Below are 15,395 nucleotides of genomic sequence, written 5' to 3' on the forward strand. Positions count from 1 at the left end.
GCGGTCCGGGCGCGGAACCCGTCGCGGCGCCGCGGTGAAGCCGGACCGGATCACCAGGTGAGCACCGGTTTGAGCACCCGTCCCGCGCGCTGGTCGGCGACGGCCCGGTTGATGTCCGCGAAGGCGTAGGCGGTGACGAGCTCGGCCACCGGGAACCGCCCGGCCGCGTGCAGCGCCAGCAGCTCCGGGATGAACCGCTGCGGCACCGCGTCGCCTTCGATGCAGCCGCGCACGGTCTTGCCCCGGTGCAGCAGGTCGCGCAGGTCCAGCCGGGCCGACGCCGCGCCGAGCCCGACCACGGTCAGCGCTCCGGTGGCGCCCAGCGCGGCCAGCGCCTGCTCGAACACCGGGGCCAGCCCGGTCGCCTCCAGCGCGTGCGTGGCGCCGCCGCCGGTGAGTTCCCGCACCCGCGCGACCAGGTCGTCCGCGCCCGGGTCCAGCGCCGCACCGGCACCGAGCCGCAGCGCCAGCGCGCGGCGTTCGGGCAGCACGTCCACGGCGATCGTGGTGCGCACCCCGGCCGCTCGGGCGGCGAGCAGCGCGGCCAGGCCCACTCCGCCGGCGCCGAAAACCACCAGGGAGTCCTCGGGCGCGGGCCGCAGCACGTTGAGCACCGCCCCGGCCCCGGTCTGGAACCCGCAGCCCAGCGGCGCCGCCACCAGCGGGTCCACCGCGTCCGGCAGCACCACCGCGTTGTCCGCGGTCGCCAGCGCGTAGGTGGCGAAACCGGACTGCCCGAAGAACGAGCCGCCGAGCGGTGCGCCGCGCCAGGTCAGGGTGGGGGAGCCGTCGGGCCGCCTGCCGGATCCGTTGAGCCGCCGCGCCCGCGCGCAGTAGGCCCGGTCGCCCGCCGCGCACCGGCGGCACGCGCCGCAGCTGCGGTAGCTCAGCGCCACCCGGTCGCCCGGCCGGATGCCGGTGATCTCGGCGCCGACCCGCTCGACGGTCCCGGTGCTCTCGTGGCCGAGCACGACCGGTTCGCGCCGGCGCGGATCGTCCTTGGTGATCAGATCCGTGTGGCACAGGCCGGAGGCGGTGACGCGGACCAGGATCTCGTCGGCGCGCGGCTCGTCGAGCTCGACGGTCTCCAGCACGAACTCGGCGCCCGGTTCCGGGGCGACCGCCGCGGTGATCTGCACGGGGATCTCCTGCGCTGCCGGGGTCAGTCGCGTTCGAGCAGGAAGTAGTAGTGGCGGCCGTCGTCGAGCACCTGCTCCGGCCTGCCGTTCATGATCCCCATCAGCGTGGCCGGGTCGACCTGCTTGAAGTGGTCGAGCACGGGGCGCCCGTCGTAGACCATCGTCGCGGTCACCTCGCCGCGGAACTCGACGTTCCACAGCGTGGCCTCCCCGCCGCCGAGCCGGACGTCGGAGAACAGCTCGCCGGATTCGTCGCGGCAGATGAGCGGTTTCGCGTCCAGCGCCGAGCGGAAGGTCTTGCCGTGCCAGCGCGCGGCGACCAGTTACCGGGAGAGTCGGTGCCCGGTGGCGAAGTCCGCGCCGCGCCACGCGCCCAGCACGTCCGCGGCGGCGACGGTGGGCAGCGCCGCCCAGATCTCGTCGAGTTCGTCGGGCGGTCGTGCGCCGCTGGGTCGCCGAGATCGACGAGCGCACGGCGCTGCGCGGCGAGGACGTCCCGGGCTACGTGGGCCGGCTGTTCGACCACTACCTGGACCACCCGCAGAGCGCCCGGTTGCAGGCGTGGATCGACCTGGACGAACCGAAGCGGCTGGGTGCCGACGACCTGCGGCTCACCGCGCTGCGGCCGAAGATCGACGAGATCCGGCGCGGCCAGGCCGAGGGGCACGTCGACCCGTCCTGGCACCCGGCGGACCTGCTGATCGTGCTGCTGGGCATCGCGCGGTCGATGGCGCTGTCCGCGCTGGCGATCGGGAAGCTGGACGGCGGGGCGCGCGGCCGGGACGCCGCGGGGATCCGGCGGGCCGCGGTGGTGGCCGCGCAGCGGATCGCCGAGCTGCCGTCAACTGGAGGTTGACGATTGGCATTCGGTCAACCTAGGGTTGACGCATGAGCGAACCCCTCCAGCTGTCCCCTCCCGTCCGGCTCGACGACCTGATCGCGGCGATCACGAGCGTGCACACCGACGCGCTCGACCGGCTCTCCGCCGCCGTCCTCACCGCCGACCACCTCGGCGAGATCTCCGACCACCTCATCGGCCACTTCGTCGACCAGGCCCGCCGCTCCGGCGCGTCCTGGAAGGACATCGGCGTCGGCATGGGCGTCACCAAGCAGGCTGCGCAGAAGCGCTTCAAAGGCCCCGACCTCTCCTCGGAGCAGGGCTTCAGCCGGTTCACCGGCCCCGCGCGCAGCGCCGTCGTCGCCGCGCAGAACGAGGCGCACGCCGCGGGGCACGTCGAGATCCGCACCGAGCACCTGCTGCTCGGCCTGCTCGCCGCGCCCGACGCGACCGCCGCCCGGGTGCTGGCCGCCGACGGCGTCACCCCGGAAGCGCTGCGCCGCGCCGCCACCGCGCCGCTGCCGCCCGGCGGAACCGACGTCCCGGCCCTGATCCCGTTCGACGCGGGCGCCAAGAAGGCGCTGGAACTGACCTTCCGGGAAGCGCTGCGCCTCGGCCACCAGCACGTCGGCACCGGACACCTGCTGCTGGCCCTGCTGGAGCACGAGGGCGGCGCCGGCGTGCTCACCGCCCTCGGGCTGCGCAAGCCCGAGATCGAGGAACGCGTGCGCGCCGAGGTCGCCGACCGGCCGGAGCAGCCCGCCGTTACCGGCGAGTAGGCTGCGCGGCATGGCCGAACCCGCCGAAGGACTTCCCCGCCGCGGCGACTTCACCGTGCTGTGGCCCATCACCACCAGGTGGGCGGACAACGACGTCTACGGCCACGTCAACAACGTCGTGCACTACTCCTGGTTCGACACCGCGGTCAACGGCTGGCTGATCCGCGCCACCGGTGCCGACATCCGCGACTTCCCCGAGATCGGGCTCGTCGTCGAGACCAACTGCCGCTACCTCGCCGAGCTCGGCTTCCCCGAGGACGTCGAAGTGGGTGTGGGCCTGGAGCGGGTGGGCAATACCAGTGTCGTGTACCGCCTCGCCGTCTTCGGCGGGGGAGCCGACGAACCGGCCTCGGTGGGCCGGTTCGTGCACGTGTACGTCGACCGTGAGACGCGACGCCCGGTCCGCGTGCCCGAGCGCATCAGGACGGCGCTCGCCGGACTGCGGTCGCTCGGTAGCTGAAACCGCGGCCGGACCGTCGCGGCCGACCGCCGCCGGCGACTCCGGTGCGGGTGAGTCGGAGGTGGGTCCATGGACCGGTGGCCGGGAGGACGTCCCGCCGACACCGAGGGCATCGACCTGCGGCGCCCCAACTCGGCCCGCATGTACGACTACTACCTCGGCGGATCCACCAACTTCGAAGCGGATCGGGAGGCCGCGGACCGGGCCCTCGCCGCCAATCCCGACGTGGTGCCCTCGATCCGCGCCAACCGGGGCTTCCTCGGCCGCGTCGTGCGGTACCTCGTCGACCAGGGCATCGACCAGTTCCTCGACCTCGGTTCCGGCATCCCGACCGCGGGCAACGTGCACGACATCGCGCACCGGCTCGACCCGGCCGTCCGCGTCGTCTACGTCGACAACGAGCCGGTGACGGTCGCGCACGCCCGGCAGCTGATCACCGACGTGAAGCAGGTCGAGATCGTCGACGCCGACCTGCGGGACCCGGAGACCGTGTTCGAACGGGCCGAGGAGACCAGGCTGCTCGACTTCAGCCGCCCCTTGGGCCTGCTGATGGTGTCGGTGCTCAACTTCATCGAGGACGACGCCGAGGTCGCCGAGCTCGTGCGCCGCTACGTCGCCCAGCTCGCCCCCGGCAGCTACCTCGCCGTCTCGCACTCCACCGCGCAGTGGCTGGCGCCGGAGACCGCCGCCCGCATCGCCGAGCTGTACCGGGACGTGAACCCGCCCAGCTACTGGCGGTCGCCCGAGCAGATCGGCCGGTTGTTCGCCGGCATGGAACTCGTGCCGCCGGGCGTCGTCGCGCCCTCGCACTGGCGCCCCGAAGCGGAACCGCAGCTGCCGCCGGAACGGATCGTGTACCGCGCGGGCCTGGCGCGCATCGGGGACCCCGCGTAGACCGATCAGGCAAGGCCTCGGAGCCCATCGTCGGCCCGAAGTCGTAGGCGCGGTGGCCTGGAGGACGATTCGGCGATCGGCCCCGCCCGGCGAGCATGATCGGGTGAGCACGACAGAAATTTCATCCCAGAAGACGGAACGGATCAGCCGGCCCGGGACCGGGCGGCTGATCGGAGTGGACATCGCGCGGGGGCTCGCCGTGCTCGGCATGTTCGTCGCGCACACGGGGCCACCGCAGAGCTGGCTGTTCGGACTCGTGTCCGGCCGGTCCGCCGCCCTGTTCGCGGTGCTGGCCGGGCTGTCGATCGCCCTGCTCAGCGGCGGGACGGCGCCGGTGGAAGGCGTCCGGCGGCGGCAGGTGGCGGTGCGGATCGCGGTGCGCGCGGTCGTGCTGTTCGGGCTGGGACTGGTGCTGAGCATGCTCGACGCGCCGGTGATGGTGATCCTCACCTCGTACGGCGTGCTGTTCCTGCTGGCCCTGCCGCTGCTGCGGCTGCGCGCCAGGACGCTGGGCGTGCTGGCCGGGGTGCTGGCGATCGCGGCCCCGCTGGCGTCCTACCTGATCCGGGACGCGATGCCGCCCGCGGGCGAATTCGGTGCGATCCCGCACCTCGGCGACTTCACGTCCTGGTCGGGGGCGGCTGCCGCGTTCCAGCACGTGCTGCTGGACGGCGGCTACCCGGTGCTGACCTGGCTGCCGTTCGTGCTGGCCGGGATGGCGCTGGGCCGGATCGACCTGCGCGCCGCGCGCGGACCGGTCGCGCTGCTCGGGGCCGGGTTGGCGCTGGCCGGCTACGGCGGGTCGTGGCTGGCGATGAACGTGTTCGGCGGCCGCGAGCAGGTGCTGGCGTCCTACGGCGACGCGCTGCCGCCGGAGCTGGTGGACGTGCTGCTGAGCAGGGGTTTCGGTGCGGTCCCGACGGGCAGCCCGGTCATGCTGCTCTCGGCGGGCGCGCACAGCGGCAGCCCGTTCGAGGTCGTCGGGGCCACCGGGGCGGCGTTGCTGGTCATCGGGCTGTGCATGTTCGTGGAGCGGGCGCGGGTGCTGGCGCCGATCGCGGCCGTGGGTGCGCTCGCGCTCACCGCCTACGCCGGGCACATCGTGCTGCTGGCCGCCATCGGGACCGACGGCCTGACGGCGATGCAGCGGACCGGGCCGCACCTGACGTGGCTGCTGCTGACCGCGATCGTCGTGGTGTTCGCCGTGGTGTGGCGGGCGCTGCTCGGGCGCGGACCGCTGGAACGGGTGCTGCACCTGGTCTCGGCGGCGCCCGCCGCCCGGATCGGCCGCTAGCCGTCGCGCTGGGCCCGGCGCTTCTCGTGGAACGCGTGATCGCGGCGCACCAGCCGCGCCACCTCCTCCGCGGACGCCGGGCCGAGCGTCGGTGGTGCCTGCCGCAGGGTGCGCACCAGCTCGTCGAGGCTCGCGGTGACCAGCGCCAGCCCGCTGCGCCGCACCGAACCGATCTCCGCGCGCGGGTTCACCACCACCAGCACCGGCCGCACCAGCACCTGGCGGCCCCGCTGGCGCAGGAAGTCGGCGAGCGCCTTCGACACGTCGCGGACCTGGCGGCCCCAGCTGCGGCCACTGCGGTCCGCGAGGGTGCGGTCCTCCACGTGGTTGCCGTAGCGGTCGAACACCTCCGAACGCCAGGAATCGCCGTCGGCGTGCACCCGGCCCGAGTGGTTCTTCACCTCGACCGCCCACACCCCGCCGGGGCCGACCACCAGGTGGTCCACCTCGCCGCGTCGGTTGCGGTAGCCGCGGAACAGGACCCAGTCGTCGGAGAGGCGTTCCAGCGCGGTGGCCACCGCGTCCTCCGCCTCGATGCCCGCTTCCTGCTGGGCGAGCCGGTTCTGGACCGCCGCGTCGTCGGTGGGGCGCAGCTCCCGCAGCCGCCGCAGTTCCCGCCACTGGGCGGGCAGCTTCCAGACCTGCCACCAGCGGCGGCGGGCGTGGCGCTCCCGCGTCCGCGCCACCTCCTGCTCGTAGCGGGCGTGCCGCTCCCGCGCGGCCTGTTCGGTCCGGCGGGCCTCGGACCGCGGATGATCGGAGAGCACCTCGACGCGCACCCCGGAACCGTACTGCCCGCGGTCCGCACCCCCTGAGCTGGTCCCGCCGCGCAGTCCCGCGGGGCACGGCCCACCGGGGGAGCGGGCGGATGTGATCTGGTGCGGGGAGGGGACCGTCCGCGGAGCGGGAGTGGTGCACTGGCCGGTGCAGGACCACCGCTTCGGGGAGGACGCGCGCGATGATCAGCACCGGGTGGGACGGGACGGTCGGGCTGATCGCGCTCGACCGGCACGAACGGCGCAACGCCCTCGACCTGGAGCACTGCCGCGGGCTCGCCGCCGCCGTCGCCGAGCAGGTCGAGCAGGGCGCCCGCGCGCTCGTGCTCACCGGCGAGGGCAGCACGTTCTGCGCGGGCGCCGACCTGGACGGCGTGTACGGCGACGAGTTCCGGGACGCGCTCTACACCGCGCTGCGGTCCGTGCTCGATGCGCCGGTGCCGGTGCTCGCCGCGATCAACGGGCCCGCCGTCGGCGCCGGCGCGCAGCTCTCGCTCGCCGCCGACCTCCGGGTCGCCGGCCCCGAGGCCTACTTCGCGGTGCCCACCGCGCGCAACGGCCTCGCCGTGGACCCGTGGACCGTGCGGCGGCTGTCGCTGCTCGCCGGTGGCGGGCCCGCCCGCGCGCTGCTGCTCGCCGGGGAACGCCTCGCCGCCACCACCGCCCACGAGCGCGGCCTGGTGGACCGGATCGGGTCGCACGCGGACGCGGTGAGCTGGGCGCGGGAGATCGCCGAGCTGGCACCGCTGTCGCTGCGCTACGCGAAGCTCGCGCTGAACTCCCTCGACACCGAGGTGCCGGACGCCGACCTGGAACGGGCCTACGACGCCTGCTGGGCCAGCGAGGACGCCGCCGAGGCGAGCCGGGCCCGCGCCGAACGCCGCGCGCCCCGCTTCCACGGCCGGTGAGCAGCGGCCGCTAGCGCTCCGCAGCCAGGGCCGCCACGATCGTCTGCACCGCCACCAGGGCGAGCACCGGCGCCGCCAGCAGCCACGGGGCGGTGCCCAGGTGGTCCACCGATTCGGCGATCATCGCGCCCCACTCCGGCCGCGGCGGCGGTGGCCCGAGGCCGAGGAAACCCAGCGCCGCCACCGTGTTCACCAGCGCGGGCAGCCGCACCGCGGCCAGCGCCCCCGCCGCCGGAGCCAGGAACGGCAGCAGCGACCGCCGCCAGATCAGCAGCCGGCCCGCGCCGAGCGCCCGGTGCGCCAGCACCCAGTTCCGGGTCCGCAGCTGCGCGGTCATCGCGTCGGCCTGCCGCGCGAACGGCAGCCAGCTCACCCCGGCCAGCGCCAGCAGCAGCGCCGCCGTGCTCGGCCCGGCGATCAGCGTCGTCACCAGCGCGACGATCAGCGGCGGCAGCGCGGTGGCCACGTCCACCCCGGCCCGCACCAGCGCGGCCACCGGCGAGGAGCTCCACCCGGTCGCGCACCCGGCGAGCAGTCCCAGCAGCACCGCCACGACCAGCGCGGACCCCGCGGTGCCGAGGGTGAGCAGCGCGCCGTGCGCCAGCCGCGCCAGCACGTCCCGCCCGAGCTCGTCGGTGCCCAGCGGGTGCGCGAGCGACGGCGCCCGCAGCACCGCGCCCATGTCCGTCACCAGCGGATCGCCGGTCAGCCCGACGCCCAGCACCGCCACGCCGATCCCGGCGGCGACGAGCGCGGCCCGGCGCCGCGCCCTCACGTCCGGGCCTCCCGCCGCGCGCGGGGTTCGGCGGCCAGCCCGAGCAGGTCGCCGACCGCGCCGACGGCCAGCGCGGCCAGCGCCGCCACCACCAGACCGGCCTGCACGACCGGCACGTCCTGCGCCCGCACCGCCTCCACCACGGTGCTGCCGAGCCCGGGGATGTCGAAGACGACCTCGATGGCGGTGGTGCCGGAGATCGCCCCGGCCGCGTTGTAGGTGAGCAGCGACAGCGCCGCGGGCAGCGCGGGCCGCGCCAGGTGCACCGCCCAGATCCGGGTCTCGCCGAGCCCGCGGGCTCGGGCGGCGACCGCGAAGTTCTCCCGCCGCAGCGCCACCACCTGCTCCCGGGTGACGGCCGCGATCGGCACCGCCAGCGACGGGACCAGCGACAGCAGCGGCAGCACCGCGTACTCCGGCCCGCGCCAGCCCGAACTGGGCAGCGCGTGCAGCCCGACCGCGAACACCAGCACCAGCAGCGGCGCGAGCGCGAACTCCGGCACCGCCGAGAACACCCGCACCAGCCCCGAGATCGCCCGGTCCAGCACCGAACCGGGCCGGCGCGCGGCCACCAACCCCGCCAGGTGGCCGACCAGGAACGAGAGGACCGCGGCGCCGAGCATGATGCCCACCGACACCCGCAGCGCGGGCCCGACCAGCGCCGCGACCGGTTCGCCGGACACCCACGAGGTGCCCGGATCGCCGCCGAGCAGCGCGCCGAACCGCGCCGCGATCCGCTGCGGCAGCGGCAGGTCCAGGCCCAGCTCGGCGCGGATCCCCGCCAGCAGCGCCGGATCCGGGTCGGCGTCGGCGTAGCGGGCGGCGAGCACGGTGCGGGCCGCGTCGACCCCGGTCAGCTCCGGCAGCAGCACCGCGACCAGCACGACCAGCGCCGCCACCACCGGCGCCACGCCCAGCCGCAGCAGCAGGCCGCGACCGCCGGTCACCGCCGTGGGGCGCGGGCGGACAGCAGGAAGAACCCGGGGGCGCTCGGGTAGGGGGCGCCGTCGAACAGCGCCGTGCGGTCGGTGCGGTCGACGAAACCGGCGCCCTCGACGAGGTCGGCGCAGCCCGCGAAGTCCACGCCCATCGGCAGTTCCGGCGCCGCGTCCGAGTAGGACGAGCTGAACCGCTCCTCGGTCGCGTCGTCGCCGACCGAGGCCGCGTCCCACCGGCCGTCGCTGATCAGCAGCAGCCCGCCGGGGCGCAGCACCCGCGCCCACGCGTTTACGGCGCGCTGCGGTTCCGGCAGCGTCCACAGCACGTTGCGGGTCACGACCACGTCGAACGGCCCGGCGGGCGGTTCTTCGGCGACGCCGGTGAGCCAGTCGACGGCGAGGCCGTCGGCTGCGGCGCGTTCGGCGGCGACCGCGAGCATGCCCGGGGAGGCGTCCTGCCCGGTGACGCGGTGCCCGTCGGCGGCGAGGATGCGCGCCAGGAATCCGGTGCCGCAGCCCGAATCCAGCACCCGGGCGCCCGGCCCGGCGGCGTCCGCGACGAGCGGGCAGATCCGCTTCGCCCACAGGTCCAGCGCCGGGTCCTGCCCGGGCTGCTGGTCGTAGCCGCGGCGGGCGCGGTCGTTCCAGTAGTCGACGATCGGCGCGCTCATCCGAGCTCGACCTCCTTGGTGAGGAATTCCCGTTCCAGCGGGTCGGCGGGCACCCCGCGCACCGCGTCCCGGTAGGCGAAGCGCTGCTGCTCGTGCACCAGCGGGATGCCGGCGATCCGGTCGGCGAGCAGGTCGTCGGCGCGGCGGAACACCTCGGCGCGCCGCGCCGGATCGCTGATCGCGGGCAGTTCGGCGAGCAGCGCGTCCAGCTCGGGCGAGCAGAAGTGGTCCAGGCCGAACCCGCCGCGGCAGCTGAAGTCGCTGGCCAGGTGGGCGGCGGCGTCGGGCACGTCGACGAGCTGGTTGCGCGAGTACACCGCGGCGTCGAGCTCCCCGGACAGGATCCGCGGCTCGATGCTCCCGGCCGGTTCCTGCACGATCCGCACCGCGAACCCGGCGCGGCCGAGCTCGTCGGCGACGACGGTGGTCAGCGCGGGCAGCTCGGGCCGGTCCGGGTAGGTGCCGATGGTGATCGGGATCGGCGCGCCGCCGCCGACCTCGGTGACCGCCCGGCGCGCGGCGGCCGGGTCGGGCGCGGGCGGCGGGTGCTGGGAGCTCCACGGCACGGCGGGGCCGAAGTAGCGGCTCGCGGCGACGCCCTGGCCTTGCAGGACGCCGCTGACCAGTCCGGCCCGGTCGATGGCGGCGCGGGCGGCGGCGCGCAGCCGCGGATCCGCGAACGGGCCGCCCGCGGTGTTCAGGTGCAGCGCCGTGGTGCGCGGCAGGTCCACCGCGTCGGCCCGCAGCGCCGGGTCGGCGCGGATCTCGCCGAGCTGCGCGACCGGCACCTTGTCGATCAGGTCGAACTCGCCGCTGCGCAGCCCGTTGACCCGGGCGGAGGCGTCGGGGACGAAGCGCACCTCGACGCGGGCGAGCTTCGCCGGTCCGCCGCGGTGGCCGTCGTAGCGGCGCAGCTGCGCGCTCCGGTCGCCGTCGACGGCGGTGATCTCGAACGGGCCGGTGCCCACGCCCTTCGCGGGATCGACCGAGCCGTCGGGGCGGATCGCGGCGGGCGCGAGCACGGCGGCGTTCGCGGCGCCCAGCCGCTGCGGCAGGATCGGGTCGGGGCCGGTGGTGCGGACCGCCAGGGTGCGCTCGTCGAGCGCGGTGGCGCGTTCGACGGTGCCGTTCAGCGCGCGCGGCGGCGCGGGGGCGTGCACGACGCGTTCGATCGAGTCGGCGGCGGCCTGCGCGGTCACCGGCTCACCGGACTGGAAACGCAGGCCCGCGGCGAGGGTGAACCGCCACTCGGTCGGCGCGGTGCGTTGCCAGCTCTCCGCGAGCCCGGGGCGGGCGCCGCCGTCGGCTCCGGCGTGCACGAGGGTTTCGGTGACGCCGAGGCGCTGCAGCAGCAGCGCGTCGTCGGAGGCGGGCGACCAGGCCGCCCGGGGCGGGATCGTCACCGCCACCTCCAGCGCGTCCTCGTCCGCGCCGCCTCCGGTGAAACCGCACCCGCCCAGCAGCAGCGCGAGCCCGAGCACCAGGAATCCACCAGCACTTCGCAACAGCAAGCTCCTTGCAACAGACCGCTGCGGATCTTTGCACGGACAACGGCGCCGGAACCACGCCGGGCGGCCCGAACGTGTTCTCCGCCTCCCGGTGCGCCGGGGGAGGACTGCTCCGCGCGGTGGAGCGGAACTCGGCGACCGGCCGAGCCGCCGCCACGCGCGGTCGCGCCCGGGATCGGGGGAAATTCCCACTTGTCCGGTGCCTCCGCGGTCCTGACCAGGGCAGCGGGGGTGCGCGCCCGCTCCCGCCGGCGTCCGCGGCTTGACCCCCTCGGCAGGTCCCGGTTGGCTCATCGGTGCCGGTGAGCCCCCCCGACGCTCACCGGCACCGAACCCCGAGAAGGAGCCGAGGACATGGCCACCACCGCGAAGCCGCTGCTCCGGCTGCTGGTCGCCACCGGTGTCGCCGCGGGCGCCCTGGGCGCCACCGCGCTGCCCGCGCTGTCGGCGGCTCCCGCGGCGGCCCCGGCGACCGCTCCCGCGGTGCTGCGGGCCGCGCCCGCCGCCGACGGCGACCTCGCCGACCCGCGCACCAAGGACATCGCGATGCAGCTGGTGTCGAGCGCGGAGAACTCCTCGCTGGACTGGCGCGCCCAGTTCGGCTACATCGAGGACATCGGCGACGGCCGCGGCTACACCGCCGGGATCATCGGCTTCTGCTCCGGCACCGGTGACATGCTCGCGCTCGTCGAGGCCTACACCGCGGCGAAGCCGGACAACCCGCTGGCCGAGTACCTGCCCGCGCTGCGCGCGGTCGACGGCACCGACTCGCTCGAAGGGCTGGACCCCGGGTTCACCGACGCCTGGGCGGAGGCCGCGGAGGACCCCGACTTCCAGCAGGCGCAGGAGTCCGAGCGCGACCGGGTGTACTTCGACCCGGCCGTGCGGCAGGCGAAGGAGGACGGGCTCGGCGCGCTCGGCCAGTTCGCCTACTACGACGCGATCGTGATGCACGGCCCCGGCCAGGACTGGCCGAGCTTCGGCGCCATCCGCCAGGCCGCCCTGGACCGCGCGACCCCGCCGTCCGGCGGCGGCGACGAGACCGCGTACCTGCACGCGTTCCTGGACGCCCGCGTGGAGGCGATGAACGAGGAGGAGGCGCACAGCGACACCAGCCGCGTCGACACCGCGCAGCGCCGCTTCCTCGACGAGGGCAACCTGGCGCTGACCACGCCGCTGCACTGGGCCGTCTACGGCCAGGACTTCAGCATCGAGGAGTGAGGACCGGCCCCGGCGGCCACCGGACCAGCCGATCGGGCGCGAACCGGACCAGGAGCGCGGGGCGTCGCGGCACTAGCGTCGGAGGCATGTCCTACGAACCCGAGCACACCCCGCGGCTGAACCTGGCCGAACTCGTCCCCGACGTCTACAAGAGCATGCTCCGGCTCGACGCCGCGGCCCGGAAGGGCCTCGACCCGACGCTGCTGGAACTGGTCAAGATCCGCGCCTCGCAGCTCAACCACTGCGCGTTCTGCCTGGACATGCACAGCAAGGACGCGCTGGCCGCGGGCGAATCGGTGCAGCGGATCATCCAGCTCTCGGCGTGGGAGGAATCGCGGCACTTCTACACCGCGCGGGAGATCGCCGCGATCGAGCTCACCGAGGCGATCACCGTGCTCACCGACGGCTTCGTGCCCGACGAGGTGTACGGGCGGGCCGCCGCGCAGTTCGACGAGACCGAGCTGGCGCACCTCATCGCCGCCATCACCGTGATCAACGCGTGGAACCGGTTCGCGGTCACCAGCCGCAACGTGCCCGGGCACCACACCCCGGGCTCGCACTGATCGTGCGCCGCCGCCCGGTCCCGGGCGGCGGCGTCACGCGACCGGTCTCGACTTCACGTGCATCCGCTCGCCCTGCGGCCCGAACAGCACCAGCAGCTCCACCGGGTCGCCGGTGGCGGGGCCGAACCAGTGCGGCACCCGGGTGTCGAACTCGGCGGCCTCCCCGGCCCGCAAGGTCAGGTCCTGGTCGCCCAGCACCAGCCGCACCGCGCCGTTGAGCACGTAGAACCACTCGTAGCCCTCGTGGGTCTGCGGGTCCGGTTCGGCGCGCGGCCCGCCCGGGATGATCATCTTGAACGCCTGGACGCCGCCGGGACGCCTGGTCAGCGGGATGAAGGTCCGGCCGTGGCGCACGATCGGCTTCGCGTGGATCCGCGGATCCCCGGTGGCGGGCGCGCCGACCAGCTCGTCCAGCTGCACCTGGTGCGCCTTCGCCAGCGGCAGCAGCAGTTCGAGGCTGGGGCGGCGGCTGCCGGATTCGAGCCGGGACAGCGTGCTCACCGAGATGCCGGTGGTCTCGGACAGCGCGGCCAGCGTCAGGCGGCCGCGCTTGCGCAGCGCCCGCAGCCGCGGACCCACCTGGGCCAGCGTCGCGTTCATCTCCGCGGACGGGGTTTCGGTCATCCCGCCATTGCAGGATCGGCAACGGGAGTTGTCAACGCGGCGGCCGAACACACCCGTGCGCAGGCTCGGCCCGGACCACCTCGGCCAAGTAGGGTCACCGCTCGGGAGGGGCACCTACAGAAGGAGGAAGCGATGATCGGCAACATCATCGGCTGGATCGTGCTCGGCCTGATCGCCGGGTTCATCGCCAGGGCGGTCGTGCCCGGCAAGGACGACATCGGGGTGCTGCGGACGATCGTGCTCGGCATCGTGGGGTCCGTCGTGGGCGGCTTCTTGCTCGGGGCGCTGACCTTCGGCCTCCGCGGGTTCCAGCCCCTCGGCTGGATCGGCTCCGTCATCGGCGCGATCATCGTGCTGGTCATCTACAACAAGGTCACCGGCCGCAAGAGCAAGCAGCACGACTGACGCACCGGTCGCGCGGGTCGTTCCGGCCCGCGCCCCGGCTCCCCACCCGCGGGCGGTTGGCGGGTGGGTCGAGCTCGTGGCACCGGCTCGTCGGACCGGCCGCGTCCCCGCCTGATGTCGCCCCAACGGGCGACGCCGCGGCGCGCCCGGTAGACGTGTGGCATGCCTGCTGAGCCCGGACCGCTCTCCGCCCGGCCCGATTCCGCCGCGCAGCTCGCCAAGGCCGCGGTGCTGCCGCTGATCGCGTGCGCGCTGGTCCTGGCGCTGCTCGTGCTCGGCGCCCTCGTCCCCGCGGTGCCGGTGGTGGGCGCGCTCGGTTCGCGGTACGTCGGCCAGTGGGCGCTGCGGTTCGTGCTGCTGGGGCTGCTGTGCTGCCTGCTCGCGGTGCTCGCCCGGCGGTGCGGGTCGCGGCGCGGGGCGACGGCCCTCGGCGGTGGCGGCGCGTTCGCGCTGCTCGGTTCGCTGGTGGTGCTGGGCGCGCAGCTGTCCTTCGCGCACGACCGCGGGGCGGACCTCGGCCCCGCCGAGCTCATCGGCACCGGCACGCCCGCCGCACCACCGGACCGCACCGAGGTGTACGCCGAGGTGGGCGGGACCCCGCTGCGGGCCTCGATCTGGTCCCCGCCGACTCCGGGGGCCGACCGGCCCGCCGTGCTGTGGGTGCACGGGGGCGGGTTCATCACGGGCAGCCGCTACGAGCAGCGCGCCCTCTACCGGAACCTCGCCGACCACGGCTACCCGGTGATCTCCATCGACTACCGGCTGGCGCCGCCGGTGCGCTGGCGCGACGCGACCTCGGACGTGGTGTGCGCGCTGAACTGGGTCACCGGGCACGCCGGGGAGCTCGGCGTCGACCCGTCCCGCGTGGTGCTGGCGGGCGGATCCGCCGGGGGCAGCCTCAGCATCAACGCCGGCTACGCGCTGGCCGACCACGACGCGGTGAGCAGCTGCGGGGGAGCGCCGCCCGCGCCGCCGATCGCCGTGGCCGGTTTCTACCCGGCCGTGGACCTCGCGGGCGCCTACGACGACAACGGGGTCGCCGGGTACGCGCGGCGGGTGGCGATCAGCTACCTCGGCGGCTCCCCGGAGCGGTACCCGCAGCGCTACGAGTACGCCTCGGCGCTGGACCGGGTGCGGCCGGGGCTGATGCCGACGTTGCTGGTCACCGGTACCTCCGACCACCTGATCTTCGAGGACCGGGTGCACGGCTTCGCCGAGCGGCTGCGCGCGGCGGGCGACCAGGTGGTGTACGCGGCGTTCCCGTTCGGCGAGCACGCCTTCGACGCCGACTTCCACAGCATCGGTGGCGCGGTGAGCCGCGCGGAACTGCTGCGCTTCCTGGACGAGCACGCTCCGTTGCGGTGAACCGGCCGACACGCCGCGATCCGTGATCGCGCCGGAGGTCGCCCCGTGTCGGGTGGGCGCAACCCCTCTGTGGGCAGCGACATCGGACGCGGTGTCCGAATTGGTCTGAATAGGTGCTTTGTGTCGACTGTCCGGCGTGCCGCGTGCAAGGGTCGGGGACGTGAGCGAGGGAGATCGCCGTCCGCGCAGCGGGAGCTGCGGCCGGACCAGGTACGGGGAGCGCGGCACCGCCGCACC

General features: G+C 75.0%; 18 protein-coding genes and 1 pseudogene. 10 read left to right on the forward strand and 9 right to left on the reverse strand.

Features of this window, described 5'->3' with window-relative positions; translation table 11 throughout:
* Positions 1–50: 50 nt before the first annotated feature.
* From H1226_RS09550 to H1226_RS28280, 3 genes and pseudogenes are all read right to left on the reverse strand, one after another.
* Positions 51–1,139, reverse strand: coding sequence for an NAD(P)-dependent alcohol dehydrogenase (locus tag H1226_RS09550; RefSeq protein ID WP_258348508.1), 1,089 nt, complete (start codon positions 1,137–1,139; stop codon positions 51–53).
* A gap of 23 nt (positions 1,140–1,162) precedes the next feature.
* Entirely contained in the window at positions 1,163–1,420 is a 258-nt protein-coding gene (locus H1226_RS28115; protein WP_373690072.1) for a DUF4334 domain-containing protein, read from the reverse strand.
* Positions 1,394–1,555 (reverse strand): annotated as a pseudogene (locus H1226_RS28280) (GXWXG domain-containing protein); the annotation flags it as partial. The gene H1226_RS28115 and the pseudogene H1226_RS28280, both read right to left, overlap by 27 nt.
* A 23-nt stretch (positions 1,556–1,578) precedes the next feature.
* Between H1226_RS28280 and H1226_RS09560 the strand changes: the two are divergent.
* The 5 genes from H1226_RS09560 to H1226_RS09580 all read left to right on the forward strand — a co-directional run bounded on the left by H1226_RS09560 (position 1,579) and on the right by H1226_RS09580 (position 5,404).
* Positions 1,579–1,995 (forward strand): hypothetical protein, encoded by a 417-nt coding sequence (locus H1226_RS09560; protein ID WP_258348510.1) that lies wholly within the window; start codon positions 1,579–1,581, stop codon positions 1,993–1,995.
* Positions 1,996–2,027: 32 nt separating this feature from the next.
* Entirely contained in the window at positions 2,028–2,756 is a 729-nt protein-coding gene (locus H1226_RS09565; RefSeq protein ID WP_258348512.1) for a Clp protease N-terminal domain-containing protein, read from the forward strand.
* 10 nt (positions 2,757–2,766) lie between these two features.
* Entirely contained in the window at positions 2,767–3,216 is a 450-nt protein-coding gene (locus tag H1226_RS09570) for an acyl-CoA thioesterase (protein ID WP_224966006.1), read from the forward strand.
* A gap of 69 nt (positions 3,217–3,285) precedes the next feature.
* Positions 3,286–4,110, forward strand: coding sequence for an SAM-dependent methyltransferase (locus H1226_RS09575; RefSeq protein WP_258348517.1), 825 nt, complete (start codon positions 3,286–3,288; stop codon positions 4,108–4,110).
* Positions 4,111–4,213: 103 nt separating this feature from the next.
* Positions 4,214–5,404 (forward strand): DUF418 domain-containing protein, encoded by a 1,191-nt coding sequence (locus tag H1226_RS09580; RefSeq protein WP_258348519.1) that lies wholly within the window; start codon positions 4,214–4,216, stop codon positions 5,402–5,404.
* On the opposite strand, the gene H1226_RS09585 is transcribed toward H1226_RS09580, so the two are convergent.
* The gene (locus H1226_RS09585; RefSeq protein WP_224955478.1) at positions 5,401–6,183 is read right to left on the reverse strand and encodes a nuclease-related domain-containing protein; all 783 of its coding nucleotides are present in this window, start codon (positions 6,181–6,183) and stop codon (positions 5,401–5,403) included. The genes H1226_RS09580 and H1226_RS09585 overlap by 4 nt on opposite strands.
* Before the next feature lie 179 nt (positions 6,184–6,362).
* Here H1226_RS09585 and H1226_RS09590 point away from each other — a divergent pair, with 179 nt between their 5' ends.
* Entirely contained in the window at positions 6,363–7,088 is a 726-nt protein-coding gene (locus H1226_RS09590) for an enoyl-CoA hydratase (RefSeq protein ID WP_258348522.1), read from the forward strand.
* A 10-nt stretch (positions 7,089–7,098) separates the two neighbouring features.
* Here the strand turns inward: H1226_RS09590 and H1226_RS09595 are convergent, their stop codons facing one another.
* The 4 genes from H1226_RS09595 to H1226_RS09610 are packed head-to-tail and all read right to left on the reverse strand — an operon-like array spanning position 7,099 to position 10,977.
* On the reverse strand, positions 7,099–7,863 hold the full coding sequence (locus H1226_RS09595) for an ABC transporter permease (RefSeq protein WP_258348524.1): 765 nt from the start codon (positions 7,861–7,863) through the stop codon (positions 7,099–7,101).
* Positions 7,860–8,810, reverse strand: a complete 951-nt coding sequence (locus H1226_RS09600) for an ABC transporter permease (RefSeq protein ID WP_258348525.1) — start codon at positions 8,808–8,810, stop codon at positions 7,860–7,862. Before H1226_RS09600 ends, H1226_RS09595 begins: the two co-directional genes overlap by 4 nt.
* Positions 8,807–9,472, reverse strand: a complete 666-nt coding sequence (locus H1226_RS09605) for a class I SAM-dependent methyltransferase (RefSeq protein ID WP_258348526.1) — start codon at positions 9,470–9,472, stop codon at positions 8,807–8,809. Before H1226_RS09605 ends, H1226_RS09600 begins: the two co-directional genes overlap by 4 nt.
* Positions 9,469–10,977, reverse strand: coding sequence for an ABC transporter substrate-binding protein (locus H1226_RS09610; RefSeq protein WP_258348527.1), 1,509 nt, complete (start codon positions 10,975–10,977; stop codon positions 9,469–9,471). Before H1226_RS09610 ends, H1226_RS09605 begins: the two co-directional genes overlap by 4 nt.
* A gap of 357 nt (positions 10,978–11,334) precedes the next feature.
* Between H1226_RS09610 and H1226_RS09615 the strand changes: the two genes are divergently transcribed.
* Positions 11,335–12,201: a chitosanase gene (locus tag H1226_RS09615; protein ID WP_258348528.1), complete on the forward strand. Its 867-nt coding sequence runs from the start codon at positions 11,335–11,337 to the stop codon at positions 12,199–12,201.
* Positions 12,202–12,287: 86 nt separating this feature from the next.
* The gene (locus H1226_RS09620) at positions 12,288–12,764 is read left to right on the forward strand and encodes a carboxymuconolactone decarboxylase family protein (protein WP_258348530.1); all 477 of its coding nucleotides are present in this window, start codon (positions 12,288–12,290) and stop codon (positions 12,762–12,764) included.
* Between the two features lie 33 nt (positions 12,765–12,797).
* On the opposite strand, the gene H1226_RS09625 is transcribed toward H1226_RS09620, so the two are convergent.
* The gene (locus tag H1226_RS09625) at positions 12,798–13,388 is read right to left on the reverse strand and encodes a helix-turn-helix domain-containing protein (protein WP_258348532.1); all 591 of its coding nucleotides are present in this window, start codon (positions 13,386–13,388) and stop codon (positions 12,798–12,800) included.
* A 132-nt stretch (positions 13,389–13,520) separates the two neighbouring features.
* Here H1226_RS09625 and H1226_RS09630 point away from each other — a divergent pair, with 132 nt between their 5' ends.
* Both H1226_RS09630 and H1226_RS09635 read left to right on the forward strand, forming a co-directional pair.
* Positions 13,521–13,793, forward strand: a complete 273-nt coding sequence (locus H1226_RS09630) for a GlsB/YeaQ/YmgE family stress response membrane protein (RefSeq protein WP_258348535.1) — start codon at positions 13,521–13,523, stop codon at positions 13,791–13,793.
* Between the two features lie 162 nt (positions 13,794–13,955).
* Entirely contained in the window at positions 13,956–15,158 is a 1,203-nt protein-coding gene (locus H1226_RS09635; RefSeq protein ID WP_258348537.1) for an alpha/beta hydrolase, read from the forward strand.
* Positions 15,159–15,395: the final 237 nt, after the last annotated feature.

The organism is Saccharopolyspora gregorii, from assembly GCF_024734405.1.
In the GTDB taxonomy this organism is placed as follows: Bacteria; Actinomycetota; Actinomycetes; order Mycobacteriales; family Pseudonocardiaceae; genus Saccharopolyspora_C; species Saccharopolyspora_C gregorii.